The following is a 14463-nucleotide window of genomic DNA, read 5'->3' on the forward strand; positions in this document are numbered from 1 at the left end:
ACAAGCTCGACCGAGGGGGAAATCAGCAGAGTCATCGTGCCAGCCAGCCGCCGTCGACGGCGAGGATATGGCCCTGGACATAGTGTGCGGCGGAGGAGGCGAGGAACACGGCGGCGCCGCCAAGGTCACTGGCGTCGCCCCAGCGGCCAGCGGGAATCCGTTCAAGAATCGAGCGGTTGCGTGCCTCGTCGGCCTGGAGAGCGGCGGTGTTGTTGGTGGCGATATAGCCGGGCGCGATCGCGTTGACGTTCACGCCCTTGCTTGCCCATTCATTGGCGAGCAGCTTGGTCAGTCCGCCAATGCCGGATTTGGACGCGGTGTAGCTCGGCACGCGGATGCCGCCCTGGAAGGTGAGCATCGACGCGATGTTGATGATCTTGCCGCCGCCCTGCGCGATCATGTGGCGGCCGGCCGCCTGGCACAGGAAGAAGACGGATTTCAGATTGGTGTCGATCACCGCGTCCCAGTCCGCCTCGGTGAAATCTATCGAATCGGCACGGCGGATGATGCCGGCATTGTTGACCAGGATATCGAGGCCGCCGAGCTTCTCCAGCGTCTCGGCGATCACCCGCTGGACCGGCTCGATGGTGGACAGGTCGGCGGAGACGATCTCGGCACGGCGGCCAAGGGCGCGGACCTTGGTCACGGTATCCTCGGCGGGGGTGCGGCCGACCGCAGCGATATCGGCACCGGCGGCGGAGAGAGCGAGGGCGATCGCCTGGCCGATACCGGTATTGGCGCCGGTGACGATGGCGACCTTGCCGGTCAGGTCGAAGGGGTTGGTCATCTTGTGATTCTCCTGATCCCCCTCCCGCTTGCGGGAGGGGCTAGGGGAGGGCCTGTCAACGGAGGCAGGCGCTGCTTGGACAGGCCCTCCCCCGACCCCTCCCGCCAGCGGGAGGGGAGAAAGAAGAGCAGGGAGTCTTAGGCCAGCTGGCAGATATCCAGGACGTTCATGTCGGTATAATCCTGGTTCTCGCCGGCCATCGCCCAGATGAAGGCATAGGCCTTGGTGCCGGAGCCCATATGGATCGACCAGGGCGGGCTGATTACCGATTCCTCGTTGCCGACGACGATGTGGCGCATTGCTTCACCTTCGCCCATGAAGTGCATGACGCGGTCGTTGGGGCCGTCCAGCTCGAAGTAGAAATAAATCTCGCTGCGGCGCTCATGGATGTGCGGCGGCATCGTGTTCCACACGCTGCCTGGCTTGAGCACGGTGAGGCCCATGACGAGCTGCGCCGAATCGCACACGCCGGGGATGACGAGCTGGAAGATGGTGCGCTCGTTCGATTCCTCCAGGCTGCCGCGCTCGAGCGCATTGGCATCGGCGATCGAGAGCTTGCGGGTGGCGAAGCCCTTATGGGCCGGGCAGGAGGCGAGGTAGAAACGCGCACCTGCCCCGGAGAAGGTCACGTCCTTCGCGCCCATCGTCACATAGAGGCAGTCCTTGTTGCCGAGCGTGAAGGTTTCGCCATCGACCAGGACCGTGCCCTCGGTCTTGCCGACATTGACGATCGCCAGTTCGCGGCGTTCGAGGAAAGGGTGGCCCAGCGCCGAGGCAGGCTCGGTCTGGTCAGGCAGCCTGACCGGTGCTTCGGCCACCTCGACCCCGCCGATTACGAACCGGTCGGCATGGGTGTAGTTCAGCACGCACTCTCCGGCGCGGAACAGCCCCTGGATCAGGTAGCGATCGCGCAGCTCGTCGTTCGAGACACACTCCATCATGTCGGGGTGCGTGGCGTAATAGGTACGATCGAACATCAGAGTCCCTCCTGCTGCGCCGTTCTCGCGCATGGGTGTTTGGTAACCGGTGTCAGCGCTTCGCGCAATATCAAGTCTTGTCATCGACGGGTGATCAATCGCGTGGCGGCGCGACCGAGCCACGTCGGATCAGCGTCGATCTGAACATCGACGGTTCTTCGACCATTTCGTCGCCATCGGCTGTCAGTTTCAGCGCGGCGGAGCGTGCCATGGAGATGATCGGCCAGCGCACCGTGGTCAGCGGCGGCCAGATATGCGCGGCGATCGGCGTATCGTCGAACCCGACGATCGACAGGTCGCGCGGCACGTCGATGCCGCGCTGGCGTGCGGCATGCAGCACGCCGGCCGCCATCTCGTCATTACAGGCGAAGATCGCCGTCGGGCGCGGCATCAGGTCGAGCAGGCGGTCTGCCGCGTGCACACCGGATTCGAAGGTGTAGGTGCCTTCGGCGATCATCGAACGGGGCAGGGTGATCTTCGCGTTGCTCAACGCCTGCTCGAAGCCCTGACGCCGCTCTCGCGCCGAGCGGAAGCCATGCGGCCCAAGTACGAGGCCGATGCGCCTGTGCCCCTGGTCGATCAGGTAATCGACGGCGGCGGTCACCGCCTCGCAGTCGTTCGACGCGACCATGTGCGCCGCGTCGTCCAGCTCGGCCGAGCCCATGCGGACATAGCGGCACCCGATATCGTCGCAGAGCTGCGCGAGCTGGTTGTTCTCGCTGACGGGGGGCAGCAACACTACGCCGAACAGCCGCTGCCGCTCGAGGAAGTTGCGCACATCGTCGAGCATCGTCGCAGATCCGCGATCGATCGGACGCACGACCAGTTCGAACTCGGTGCCGTGCAGCGATTCGAGAATGCCCTGCTGGACGTTCATCACCATCTGCGCGTTCGGGTTGTCGTGGATCAGCCCGATTAAAAAGTTGCGCCGTAGCGCCAGCGCGCGCGCCTGGGGGTTGGGGACATAGCCGAGATTGCCGATCACGCCCTCGACATGCTTGCGTGTGTCGTCACTGAGCAGGGGCGACCGGTTAATGACGCGGCTCACCGTTTTCTTGGAAACGCCCGCGATACGCGCGACGTCGTTGATCGTGGGAAGACCCGTTTTACGCATCATTGCTTGGCATAGCGCCTATCCCGGCAAATCGCCAAATGAGCCGCATGCGGCAAACGGCACGCACACGTCCTTGTCATTGACACCGGTTTACCTTAGGGTCCAACAGGGAAGCGCCGATAGCGCGTGCGGGAGGGTTGTCAGGGTGGATTCCACCGATTTTGCCCATGAAGTGGGTCATATTGCTCAGTCATTCGTCGATGCGCGCCGCGCCGGACGGTCCTTGCCGGATTATCCCGGTCCGCTGCCGGCCGCACTCGCCGACGCCTATGCGGTACAGGATGCGGCGATCGCGTTGAACCAGGGCGAGATCGGCGGCTGGAAGGTCGGCCGGATCAACCCGCCGATCGACGGCGTCGACCGGCTCGCCGGCCCGATCTTTACCCATCAGATCGTCGAAGCGACCGATGATCCGGCGGCGATGCCGGTGTTCGTCGGCGGGTTCGCCGCTGCCGAGGCCGAATTCCTGTTGCGGATCGGCGCCACGCCGCCTGCCGGCCAAACCCGCTTCACGCATGAAGAAGCGGCGGCGCTGATCGACGCAGTGCATGTCGGGATCGAGATCGCCAGTTCGCCGCTGGCGGCGATCAACGATCTGGGCGCGGCGGTGACCATCTCGGACTTTGGTAACAATAACGGCCTCGTCATCGGGGTAGCCATTCCCGACTGGGAGAATGCCGACATCGACAGCTGGCCGCTCGCGGTCGCGATCGACGGAGAGGTGATCGGCACCGGCAAGGCAGAGAACATGCTCGATGGCCCGGTCGGCGCGGCGCGTTTCCTGTTCGAACTGATGGCGGCGCGCGGCATCGTGCTGAAGCCCGGCCAATGGATTTCGAGCGGCGCGGTAACCGGGGTACATGTCGTCAGGATCGGCGAGCGCGTCGAGGCACGTTTCGGCGCCGACCTCATGGTGGAATGCACGATAAAGGCCTCGTAAAGAGGCTCTTCGGGAGAAGATGATGGCTGAATCGACGATGCCGGAGGTTGCCGACGCGGCGGCGAGCCGGGTGGGCCGATATCGCTGGGTGATCTGCGGGCTGCTCTTCGCCGCCACCGCGATCAACTATGTCGACCGGCAGATGATCGGCGTGCTCAAGGGGCCGATCTCCGATGATCTCGGCTGGAGCGAGACCGACTTCGCTACCGTGATCATCTGGTTCCAGCTCGCTTATGCGATCGGGTATGTCAGCTTCGGCTGGGTCATCGACCGTCTCGGCGCGCGTATCGGCTATTCGATCGCCTTCATCATCTGGACGCTCGGCCACACCCTGTGCGGCTTTGCCGGCAGCGCAGCGCAATTCTCTGCCGCGCGCTTCGTGCTCGGCATCGGCGAATCGGGGAACTTCCCCGCCGGCATCAAGGCCGTGTCGGAGTGGTTCCCGGCGAGGGAGCGGGCGCTCGCCACCGGCATCTTCAACGCCGGCGCCAATATCGGCGCGATCGTGACGCCGGCGGTGGTGCCGTTCATCGTCGTGTCGATGGGGCTCGGCTGGCGCATGGCCTTCATCATCACCGGGGCGGCTAGCCTTGTTTGGCTGGTCGCCTGGATCGTGGTCTATCGCCGCCCGCGCGAGCAGCCGCGCGTCTCGGCCGCCGAACTCGCCTATATCGAGAGCGACCCCGCCGACCCGGCCGAAAAGATCGGGTGGCTGAGCCTGCTCGGCTACCGCGAGACCTGGGCCTATGCGCTGGGCAAGTTCCTGATCGACCCGATCTGGTGGCTGTTCCTGTTCTGGACGCCGGACTTCCTGTCGAAGACCTATCATCTCGACCTGAAGAGCTTCGGGCCCCCGTTGATCGTGATCTATCTCATCTCCGACATCGGCAGCATCGCCGGCGGATGGTCGTCCTCGACGATGATGAAGCGCGGTTTCTCCGCCAATGCCGCGCGCAAGCTTACCATGCTGGGCTGCGCCTTTCTGGTGATGCCGATCTTCTTCGCGCAATATGTCGACAATCTCTGGCTCGCGGTCGGCATCGTCGGGCTCGCCACCGCAGCCCACCAAGCCTTTTCCGCCAATCTCTACACCATACCGTCGGACATGTTTCCGCGCGGGGCCGTTGGGTCGGTCGTTGGCATCGGCGGCACGGTGGGCGCGGTCGGCGGGATGGGGATGGCGTGGTTCACCGGCTATATCCTGCAGACGACGGGCAGCTACACGCTGATCTTCGCGGTTGCGGGGAGCGTCTACCTGATCGCGATCGGGGTGGTGCACCTGTTATCGCCGAGGCTCGCCCGGGTTCGATAGCGGTCTTTCGACCTCGCGCGAAACGACGGAGGAATGGGCTGCGTCAGGCAAGCCGCCGGCGCGGCGACCAAGGGGATCGTTTCCAGATCCACAGCGGCAGGCGCAGCACCGGATAGAGCAGGCCAAGTCCCGGCGGCAGGCGCAGAAGAACGACGTCCTCGGCCGGGATTGCCACGCGCTTGACCTGAGCCCAGGCATCGCGCCAGCGTGAGAGGGTGAGCAGGGTCGCACTTGGTTCGACCACCGAGTTCCAGGGCGTATCGGCCAGTTCGCGCGCACCGCCGCCCGCCGCCATCACCCGCAGGGCGAGCTTGTTGAGCAGCCTCAACCGGATCGATTTTGGCGGGACAAAGCCCGGGGGCAGGGGCGTTCCCAATACCGCATTGGCGAGCATGATCGCCGACGCTGCCGGCCGCGCCGCGCCGTCAGCCTGCGCCGCCGCCCATAGCGCCGCGCCGCCATCCTCGCTGGTGCCGAGCAGCGCGGCGATATCCGCCAGCCATTTCAGCCGGGCCCAGGCATGGCCGGAGCCGTGCACGCAGAGATAGGTGAACAGCGCCGGGTCGGCGAGCGTCCTGAGGGCGCCGGCTCCTGGGATCTCGACCATGCGCCTGTCGCGCGGCGGTGGCATGCCCGTATCGCCCGAGGCGTCGGAAAGCCGCCAGTGGAGTTCGAGCCGCACCCTGCGCTGGCGATGATGATGCGCGCTGTCCTTGGAGATCGCCTGATAGGTTCTGAGCGGACCCGGCGGGAGCGGACGGGCCGGCGCTGTCATCACATACCCGGCCTCGTCGAGCATATCCCATGCGCGGGCAACATCCCCGGGCGCGACGACCATGTCGATATCGACTGAATCGCGAACCGCGATCGAACCATAAGCGCGCACGGCAAGCGCCGACCCCTTGAGGAACAGCGGCTCGACCCCGGCCTTTTCGAGCAATGCCTGAAGGCGCAGGGCCTCGCCCGCGTTACGAAGCGCCGATATCATGGTCCGCTGCGCGCCGTCGGTCACACCGGGCGGTACCGCCAGGCCGGCACGGATCAGGCCTTCGCGGACGAGCCCGGCCACACGATGCCGCGCGGCAATCCGTTCGACACACCCCCAGTCGATTCCCGCCGAGGCCAGCGCGACGATCCGGCTGGTGCGGTCGTCCGAAAGCGGCCGGGCGATACAGTCGCAGACGAATGCGAATTCAGGAGAGGACTTGGGACGAATTGTAATGCTGCCTGATCGTGCAATGGGTCATGGCAGCATAGCATCAACGATAAAAAGGGCGATTGGCAATCGTCCCGCCGCCGGAAAGCCGCCGCTGAAAGCTGTTGGCAAGCGTCGGCCGAGCGCGCAAAGTCGAGGCCGGGCGAATCAGACTGTTACGCGGGGATGTACGGGTTGAGCGGCAAGAAAATACGCAGCAGCGGCTGGCTTGCCGCTGCTTGGGCAACTATCCAGTCGAGCGCAGCACTGGCACAGGATTCGCTCGCCGACCCACAGGGTTCAGGCGCGATCGTCGCGGCGGTTCGGTGGCTTCAGGGAACGCTGCTCGGCACGGTCGCGACCGTCGTCGCGGTGATCGCGGTCGCCTCGGTCGGCTTTCTCATGCTGACGGGGCGGATCAACTGGCGCTACGGCGCAACGGTGATCCTGGGATGCTTCATCCTGTTCGGTGCGGCCAGTATCGTTGCCGGCATCCAGTCAACCGCCAGCGCCGGATACTGATCCATGAACGGGCTCGAGCGGGACCCGCTGTTCGTCGCGCTCACCCGGCCGCAGATGTTCGCCGGCGTCACCTACAGCTATTTCGTGTTCAACGCGGTCATCGCGACCGAGCTGTTCCTGATCTTCCACGCCTTTTGGGTGCTGGGCGTCGCGCTGATCGTGCATCTCGTCGGCGTGGTGCTGTGCGTGCGTGAACCGCGCATCTTCGATCTGTGGCTGACCCGCCTTGGCCGCTGTCCGCGCGTGCGCAACCATAAGATCTGGCGATGCAACTCCTACCGCCCCTGACATCCGATCCGCGGGCGGTCGCCCGCGAGAAATCGGCGGGGTCTCATCTGCCTTATGCGCGCCACGTCGACGATCACACGATCGAGACGCGCGACGGGCTGCTCATGCAGTGCATCCATCTGCGCGGGTTGCTGTTCGAGACGGCCGACACCGACGAGATCAATTATCGCAAGGTGCTGCGCGACGCGATGCTGCAGGCGATCGGATCGTCGCGCTTCGCCCTCTATCACCATGTCATCCGCCGCCAGGCCGAGGTCGAACTGCCGGCGACCTTCCCCGACGAGTTCTCGGGGCAGCTCGACGCTGCCTGGCGGGCGCGGCTGGCGACCAAGCAGCTTTACGTCAACGACCTGTTCCTGACGCTGATCCGGCGACCGTTGCAGGGACGCGTCGGCATCGCGGACCGGGTGCGCGGCGTGTTCGGGCGGGCCACCACGGCGCCGGAGGCGACATCGGCCAACGAACTGCGCCAGCTCGATGGCGCGCGCGACGCGCTTCTGGCGCAACTCGGCAGCTACGCGCCGCGGCTACTCGGGGTGTATGAGACCAAGCAGGGCGTATGCTCGGAGCCGCTCGAATTCCTGTCTGCGCTCTACAATGGCGAGATGCGGCCGGTCCTGATGCCGTTGCAGGACGTAGGCGACTATATTCCCTATCGCCGGGTGAGCTTCGGTGAGGAGACGGTGGAACTCGCCCCGGCGGGGAACACCGCGCGCGGATTTGTCGGCATGGTCTCCATCAAGGATTACCCGGCGCAGACGGCGCCCGGCATGCTCGATGAATTGCTACGGCTACCGTTCGAGCTGACCGTGTCGCAATCCTTCGGCTTCGTCGATCGCCAGGCGGCGCTCGGCAAGATGAACCTTGCGCTCCGTCGCATGCGCTCTGCCGAGGACGAAGCGGTGAGCCTGCGCGGTGAGCTTTCCAGCGCCAAGGACGAGGTCGCGGCGGGTCGTGCCGGGTTCGGCGAGCATCACATGACCGTCGCGGTGCGTGGCGACACGCCTGCTGCGGTCGATGCCGGTGTGGCGGAGGTGCAGGCGTCACTGGCCGATCTCGGCATCATCGCGGTGCGGGAGGAGATCGCGCTGGAGCCAGCCTTCTGGGCGCAGTTTCCGGGCAACTTCAAATATATCGCGCGGCGGGGCCTGATCTCGACCGGAAACTTCGCCGGCTTCGCCAGTAGCCATAATTTCCCGCTCGGCCGGGCTGAGGGCAATCACTGGGGCGACGCGGTGACGTTGCTCGAGACGACGGCGGCCGGCCCCTATTATTTCAACTTCCACCAGGGCGATCTGGGCAATTTCACCGTGATCGGGCCGTCGGGCTCGGGCAAGACGGTGGTGCTCAACTTCCTGCTCGCTCAGGCGCGGAAGTTCCACCCGCGCGTGATCTTCTTCGACAAGGATCGCGGCGCCGAGTTGTTCATCCGCGCCATCGGCGGGCGCTATGACCTGCTCCGTCCCGGGGAAGCGTCGGGCCTCAATCCGCTTCAGATCGAGGATAATCCCGCCAATCGCCAGTTCCTGATCGACTGGGTCGCCCAGCTCGCGGGCGGCGCCGATATCGACGACATGGCGAAGATCAAGGACGCAGTCGACGCGAACTTCGCCCAGCCGCGCGAGCATCGCCGGCTGCGCCATTTCGCCGAGCTGTTCCGTGGCGGGCATCGCCCGCACGCCGCCGATCTCTGGGCCCGCCTCAGGCCCTGGTGGGGCGAGGGCGAGCGGGCCTGGCTGTTTGACAATGAGGAAGACCTGACCGATCTTTCCGCCGACGCGGTCGGGTTCGACATGACCGCGATCCTCGACGATCCGGCGGTGCGCACGCCCGCCATGATGTACTTGTTCCACCGCGTCGAGGAACGGCTCGACGGCACCGCAGCGATCATCGTCGTCGACGAAGGGTGGAAGGCACTGGACGATGACGTCTTCGTCCGCCGCATCAAAGACTGGGAAAAGACGATCCGGAAACGGAACGGCATCGTCGGCTTCGCGACCCAGAGCGCGCAGGACGCGCTGGAGAGCAAGATCGCCAGCGCGATCATCGAACAGGCCGCGACGCAGATCTTCATGACCAACCCGAAGGCGCGGGCGGCGGACTATGTCGACGGCTTCGGCCTGACGCCGCACGAATATGAGATCGTCCGGACCCTGCCGGACGATGCGCATTGCTTCCTGATCAAGCATGGCACCGACAGCGTGGTCGCGCGGCTCAACCTGTCGGGCGAGCGCAATATCCTGACGATCCTGTCGGGCCGCGAGCGCACGGTGCGGCTGCTCGACGAGATTCGTGCCGAGAGCGGCGACGATCCGCAGAGCTGGATCCCGCGCCTGCTGGAGCGTGCCTGATGGCATGCCCCTCGATCTCGCCCGGCGGCGCGTTTCTTAGCGGCGTGCTGAACTATGTCGATTGCCAGGCGCAGGCGATCGGCGAGAATGGCTATCAGGCGCTGACGGCACCGGGATCGACCGTGGCGGTGCTGTTGACCGGGCTGTTGACGATCTTCGTCGCCCTGTTCGGCTATCGCATGATCCTGGGCCAGACGCCCGGCGCGCGCGAGGGCGTGCTGGCCCTGGTCAAGATCGGGGTGGTGCTGGCGCTGGCGACCAGCTGGCCTGCCTTTCGCACGCTTGCCTATAATGTCGCGATGCATGGACCGGCCGAACTGGCCGCGAGCATCGGCGGGGCCGCCGGTCTGCCGGGGGCGGATGGTGGCCTGGTCGCGCGGTTGCAGGGGATCGACAATGGGCTTGCCGAGCTTCAGCGGATCGGCACCGGCAAGCCGCCTGACGCCGACGAGATCGTCGGCCCGACCCAGCCACTGACGCCGCAGCAACAGCAGCAGCAATATCAGCGGCTGCAGCAGCTCCAGCAGAAGCCGCGCTGGGATCCGACGCGCGATGCGACGATGCTCAGCCAGGCGCGCACCCTGTACCTGACCGGGGCGATCGCCTCCTTCTCGTCGGTGCGGGTGGTTGCTGGACTGCTGCTCGCGCTCGGGCCGTTGTTCGCCCTGTTCCTGCTGTTCGACACGACGCGCGGCCTGTTCGAGGGTTGGGTGCGCGGGATCGCGGGAGCGGCGCTGGGTGCGCTATCCACGTCGATCGTGCTGGGCGTCGAACTGGCGCTGATGGAGCCCTGGCTGATCCAGATCCTGGAACTGCGCCGCCAGAATATTTCCACGCCATCGGTGCCGACCGAATTGCTCGCATTGACCCTGGTGTTCGTGCTGACCCTGCTGGCGGCACTGATCGCCACCGCGCGTGTGGCCCAGGGGTTCCGTATGCCAGACGCGGTCCGCCATGCCGCGTCGCGTCTGGTCGAGGGCTTGCGCGACCGGGCACCGCAGCCTGTCATGGCAGGCGCCGAACGCCACGAGGTCGCCGATCCGCGGACACGCGCCCATTCCGTTGCGGATGCGGTCGTCTCCAGCCAGCGACGCGAGGCGGGCATGGCATCGCCGCCGCCGACGCAGCTTGCCCAGCAGGGGACGACCCAGGCGATCACGCGTGATATTCCGGTGGCGGCGCCGGTGCCGCTCGGCCAAAGCTATCGGCGCCGCACGCGCGGGCGCGTATCGGCCGGCGCGTCCCGGCGGGACAGGAACGCATGAAGAAGACCTCACGAGAATCGCTCGATGCTTATTATCGCGATGCGGAAAGTTGGGCGAGCGACCGGCAGGACCTGCTGCGCGCATCGCGCCGCACTGCCTGGATCGTCGCGGCGGCGATGGGCACGGTGGCGGTGTGCGAAGCGATCGCGCTGATCGTGCTGATGCCGCTGAAGACGGTCGAGCCCTATACGCTGCTGGTCGACCGCCACACTGGGTTCGTCGAGGCGCTGAAGCCGCTCGATGCGAACAAGATCGCGCCGGACAAGGCGCTGACTCAGTCCTTTCTGGTGCAATATGTCATCGCGCGCGAAAGTTTCGACATCGCCGCGCTTCAGTCCAATTACCGCAAGGCGACCCTGTGGTCGGCCGATCCGGTCAAGACCGACTATGTGACGAGCGTTCAGGTGACCAACCCGGCCAGCCCGCTCGCCCGCTATCCGCGGTCGACCGTGGTCAGCACGCGGGTGAAGAGCATCTCGCCGCTAGGCGGTAATTCGGCGCTGGTCCGCTTCGACACGCAGCGCGTGGATGCGGGTGGGCATGTCGTGCCGGCGCAGTCCTGGGTCGCGGTGATCCGCTATCGCTTCTCGGGTGAGCCGATGACGCGTGAGGACCGGTTCGTGAATCCTCTCGGCTTCCAGGTGACCGGCTATCGCAAGGATGCAGAGGATGTGACGCCGCCCGAACCGGCTACCCCGGCCCAGCCCTCCACCGCGATCGATTCATCGACCATAACGACCACGACGACGACCCAGCGGCCGGTGCAGAATGGCCTGCCGGCAACGACGGTACCCAATTTCCCGCCACCTCAGCGGGCACCGAACCGTCCCTCCCGCCCGGAGGTCGAGCTTTGAGGCTCGTCCTGTTCCTGCTTGTTTTGCTCATGCCCGTCGCGGCGACGGCGCAGGTGCGTCCGAAACCGGGCCCGGGCGATCCGCGTATCCAGTCGGTGCTCTACGACACCAACCAGGTCGTGCAGCTTCAGGTCGCGACCGGCTATCAGCTCACCATCGAGTTCGCGCTCGACGAGCGGATCGAGAACGTCGCGGTCGGGGATAGCGCTGCTTGGCAGATCACGCCGAACAAGCGCGGCGACCACCTGTTCATCAAGGCGCTGCAGTCCGGCGTCACCACCAACCTTACCGTGGTGACCGACGCGCGCAGCTATATGTTCGACCTGCTGCCGCTCTACGGCCCGCTGCCCGACATGGCCTATACGGTGCGCTTCACCTATCCGTCGACCGCAGTGGCGACACTTGCCGATGCGACGCCGGCCGTCGCGCCGGGCCGGTACAGGCTGGGCGGTACGCGCGCGATCCGCCCCTCGCAGATCGATGACGATGGCGAGAAGACCTATATCGTCTGGCCCTCCGACAAGCCGCTGCCGGCGGTCTTCGCGATTGACGAGAAGGGGCGTGAGATGCTGGTCGACGGCTATATGCGTGACAGCCAGTATGTGATCGACAGCGTCAAGCCGAAGCTGCTGTTCAGGCTCGACAAGGATCTGGCGACCGCCGTGCGCGTGAAGCAGAAGGCGAAGCGCTGATGGCGACACTCCAGACCACAGGCGGCGATCCGCGGATCGGCCCCGACGGAGAGGCCAGCGTCAGGCCGGTCGTCGCGCTGCCGTCCTCGGGCATGCCCTGGTGGATATTCGCGATCGGCATCGGCCTTGTCGCGATCCTGTTGTTCACGGTGCTCGATACGCAACGGCGCGCCCGCACCGCACCGACGATCAGGCCGCGCGTCGACGACGTGCTGGGTGGTGCCGCGCCGCAGCCGGCGCCGCTGTTCATCCCGCCCGAACCGGCACCACCGCCGGTCGGGGTCGAGACGCCGGCCCCGCCACCGCCGCCTCCGCCACCATCACCGGTGCGCATGCCGCAGCCGCAGATCGTCTACGTGCCGCAGCCGATGCCGCAACAGCCCGTCATGCCGCCGCAACCGGCCCAGTCGCGGGCCACGAGCGATCCCGCGCTGATCATCGACACGACCGTCGGTGAAGCGGCTGCGCCGCAGATTGCCGCCGACGGCGCGGCGGGCGCCGGTGCCGCCGGAGAGGGCGGCGGTACCGCGCTCGCCACCCGGGCGCGGGCCTCGGTGATGCGACATCGCCCGACCACGGTGCCGCAAGGTACGCTTATCCCCGCCGTGCTGGAGACCGCGCTCGATTCCACTCGCCCGGGCCTGGCTCGTGCGCTGGTGCAGCGCGACGTGCGCGGCTTCGACGGCAGCAAGGTGCTGATCCAGCGCGGCAGCCGCCTGATCGGCGAATATCGCGCCGACCTGCAGCCGGGCCAGAACCGCGCGAATGTGATGTGGACTCGCCTCGTGCGTCCCGACGGCGTGACGATCGCGCTCGGCTCGCCCGCTGCCGATCCGCTTGGACAGGTTGGTATCAAGGGCAAGGTCAACACGCATTTCTTGGCGCGGTTCAGCTCGGCGATCCTGCAATCGACACTCGATGTCGGCGTCAACCTCGCCTCGCGCATCGGCAATTCCAACTCACCCGTGGTCGTCGCGCTGCCGGGCACCTTGCAGAACGCGACGAGCGGGCTGACCCAGACCCAGCAAATCCAGCCGACCCTGAAGGTCAAGCAGGGCACCGCGATCAGTGTGTTCGTCGCGCGCGATCTCGATTTCACCGGCGTCGAGACGAAGCGATGAGCGCGCCCGCGCGGGACGACCGCCCGGTCTATCTGCGCAGCTATCTGTCGCCGCTGTCGGGTGTGCTCGAGCGGGCCGATGTGACCGATATCTATGTCAATCGCCCGGGCGAGGTCTGGGTCGAGACGACCAGCGGCACGATCGAGCGGCACGAGGCGCCGGGGCTGGACGAAGCGACCCTGTCGCGGCTCGCCCGCCAGATCGCGGCGCTGTCGCACCAGGGCATCAGTCGCGAACATCCGCTGTTGTCGGCGACCCTGCCGGACGGCGCACGTGTGCAGGTGGTCGGGCCGCCGGCGACGCGCGGGCCGCTCGCGCTGGCGATCCGCAAGCATGTCTCGCCCGATCTGGCGCTGGGTGATTATGTCGCGAACGGCGCCTTTGCCGATACGCGGCATGGCGAGGAAGATACGTCTGACATCGACCGCGCGCTGACGATGATGCTCGATGCGGGCGACATCGCCGGCATGCTCGCCACGGCGGTAAGGGCACGCAAGAACATCCTCGTCTCCGGCGGCACCTCGACCGGCAAGACGACCTTCCTCAACGCGCTGATCCGCGAGATCCCGGCCGACGAAAGGCTGATTCTGATCGAGGACACGCCCGAGCTTCATCTGCGGCATGAGAATGCGGTCGGCCTGCTCGCGGCGCGCAGCGCGCTTGGCGAGGCGCGGGTGAGCGCCGACGATCTGCTTGGCGCGTCGCTGCGCATGCGGCCCGACCGCATCATCCTGGGCGAGCTTCGCGGCGAGGAGGCCTATGCCTTCCTGCGTGCGGTCAATACCGGCCATCCCGGATCGATGACGACGGTCCACGCCGACAGTGCCGAGCGCGCGGTCGAGCAGATCGCGCTGCTGGTGTTGCAGACCGGCACGCGCCTCAATCGGGAAGACGTGCTGCACTATGTCCGCAGCACGGTCGACGTGTTCGTGCATCTCGCCCGGGTGGGCGGCCGGCGTCATGTAACCGAAGTGGTGCTGCGCCGTCGGGGTTAGGGTTTGAGCGCGGGGCACCGTAGTGATGCTTCACTCGGTTGCATCGTTTT

General features: G+C 66.2%; 14 protein-coding genes. 10 read left to right on the forward strand and 4 right to left on the reverse strand.

Going from position 1 to position 14463, the window contains the following annotated elements:
- Positions 1 to 31 precede the first annotated feature (31 nt).
- The 3 genes from kduD to AC1DT7_RS06650 all read right to left on the reverse strand — a co-directional run bounded on the left by kduD (position 32) and on the right by AC1DT7_RS06650 (position 2878).
- The gene (kduD, locus tag AC1DT7_RS06640; protein ID WP_478035058.1) at positions 32 to 787 is read right to left on the reverse strand and encodes a 2-dehydro-3-deoxy-D-gluconate 5-dehydrogenase KduD; all 756 of its coding nucleotides are present in this window, start codon (positions 785 to 787) and stop codon (positions 32 to 34) included.
- A gap of 137 nt (positions 788 to 924) precedes the next feature.
- A complete protein-coding gene (gene kduI, locus AC1DT7_RS06645) occupies positions 925 to 1764 on the reverse strand; it encodes a 5-dehydro-4-deoxy-D-glucuronate isomerase (RefSeq protein WP_478035060.1) in 840 nt (279 codons plus the stop codon).
- 94 nt (positions 1765 to 1858) lie between these two features.
- Positions 1859 to 2878: a LacI family DNA-binding transcriptional regulator gene (locus tag AC1DT7_RS06650; RefSeq protein WP_478035352.1), complete on the reverse strand. Its 1020-nt coding sequence runs from the start codon at positions 2876 to 2878 to the stop codon at positions 1859 to 1861.
- 145 nt (positions 2879 to 3023) lie between these two features.
- Between AC1DT7_RS06650 and AC1DT7_RS06655 the strand changes: the two genes are divergently transcribed.
- Entirely contained in the window at positions 3024 to 3818 is a 795-nt protein-coding gene (locus AC1DT7_RS06655; protein WP_478035062.1) for a 2-keto-4-pentenoate hydratase, read from the forward strand.
- Between the two features lie 22 nt (positions 3819 to 3840).
- Positions 3841 to 5130: an MFS transporter gene (locus tag AC1DT7_RS06660; RefSeq protein ID WP_478035063.1), complete on the forward strand. Its 1290-nt coding sequence runs from the start codon at positions 3841 to 3843 to the stop codon at positions 5128 to 5130.
- Between the two features lie 43 nt (positions 5131 to 5173).
- On the opposite strand, the gene AC1DT7_RS06665 is transcribed toward AC1DT7_RS06660, so the two are convergent.
- The gene (locus AC1DT7_RS06665; RefSeq protein WP_478035353.1) at positions 5174 to 6370 is read right to left on the reverse strand and encodes a nucleotidyltransferase domain-containing protein; all 1197 of its coding nucleotides are present in this window, start codon (positions 6368 to 6370) and stop codon (positions 5174 to 5176) included.
- A gap of 165 nt (positions 6371 to 6535) precedes the next feature.
- On the opposite strand from AC1DT7_RS06665, the gene AC1DT7_RS06670 reads away from it, so the two are divergent.
- The 8 genes from AC1DT7_RS06670 to virB11 are packed head-to-tail and all read left to right on the forward strand — an operon-like array spanning position 6536 to position 14413.
- Complete coding sequence (locus tag AC1DT7_RS06670) at positions 6536 to 6847, forward strand: TrbC/VirB2 family protein (RefSeq protein WP_478035354.1); 312 nt, start codon at positions 6536 to 6538, stop codon at positions 6845 to 6847.
- 3 nt (positions 6848 to 6850) lie between these two features.
- A complete protein-coding gene (locus AC1DT7_RS06675; RefSeq protein ID WP_272627477.1) occupies positions 6851 to 7135 on the forward strand; it encodes a VirB3 family type IV secretion system protein in 285 nt (94 codons plus the stop codon).
- Positions 7114 to 9486, forward strand: coding sequence for a VirB4 family type IV secretion/conjugal transfer ATPase (locus AC1DT7_RS06680; protein ID WP_478035065.1), 2373 nt, complete (start codon positions 7114 to 7116; stop codon positions 9484 to 9486). The genes AC1DT7_RS06675 and AC1DT7_RS06680 overlap by 22 nt, the downstream gene beginning before the upstream one ends.
- Positions 9486 to 10751, forward strand: a complete 1266-nt coding sequence (locus AC1DT7_RS06685; RefSeq protein ID WP_478035067.1) for a type IV secretion system protein — start codon at positions 9486 to 9488, stop codon at positions 10749 to 10751. The genes AC1DT7_RS06680 and AC1DT7_RS06685 overlap by 1 nt, the downstream gene beginning before the upstream one ends.
- Entirely contained in the window at positions 10748 to 11605 is an 858-nt protein-coding gene (locus AC1DT7_RS06690) for a VirB8 family type IV secretion system protein (RefSeq protein ID WP_478035069.1), read from the forward strand. The genes AC1DT7_RS06685 and AC1DT7_RS06690 overlap by 4 nt, the downstream gene beginning before the upstream one ends.
- Positions 11602 to 12297 carry a TrbG/VirB9 family P-type conjugative transfer protein gene (locus AC1DT7_RS06695; RefSeq protein WP_478035070.1) on the forward strand — a complete coding sequence of 232 codons (696 nt, stop codon included), beginning with the start codon at positions 11602 to 11604 and terminating at the stop codon, positions 12295 to 12297. Before AC1DT7_RS06690 ends, AC1DT7_RS06695 begins: the two co-directional genes overlap by 4 nt.
- Positions 12297 to 13418 (forward strand): TrbI/VirB10 family protein, encoded by a 1122-nt coding sequence (locus tag AC1DT7_RS06700; protein WP_478035072.1) that lies wholly within the window; start codon positions 12297 to 12299, stop codon positions 13416 to 13418. The genes AC1DT7_RS06695 and AC1DT7_RS06700 overlap by 1 nt, the downstream gene beginning before the upstream one ends.
- Positions 13415 to 14413, forward strand: a complete 999-nt coding sequence (gene virB11, locus AC1DT7_RS06705) for a P-type DNA transfer ATPase VirB11 (protein ID WP_478035074.1) — start codon at positions 13415 to 13417, stop codon at positions 14411 to 14413. Before AC1DT7_RS06700 ends, virB11 begins: the two co-directional genes overlap by 4 nt.
- Positions 14414 to 14463: the final 50 nt, after the last annotated feature.

It is taken from the genome of Sphingomonas sp. P3_C6, assembly GCF_056402595.1.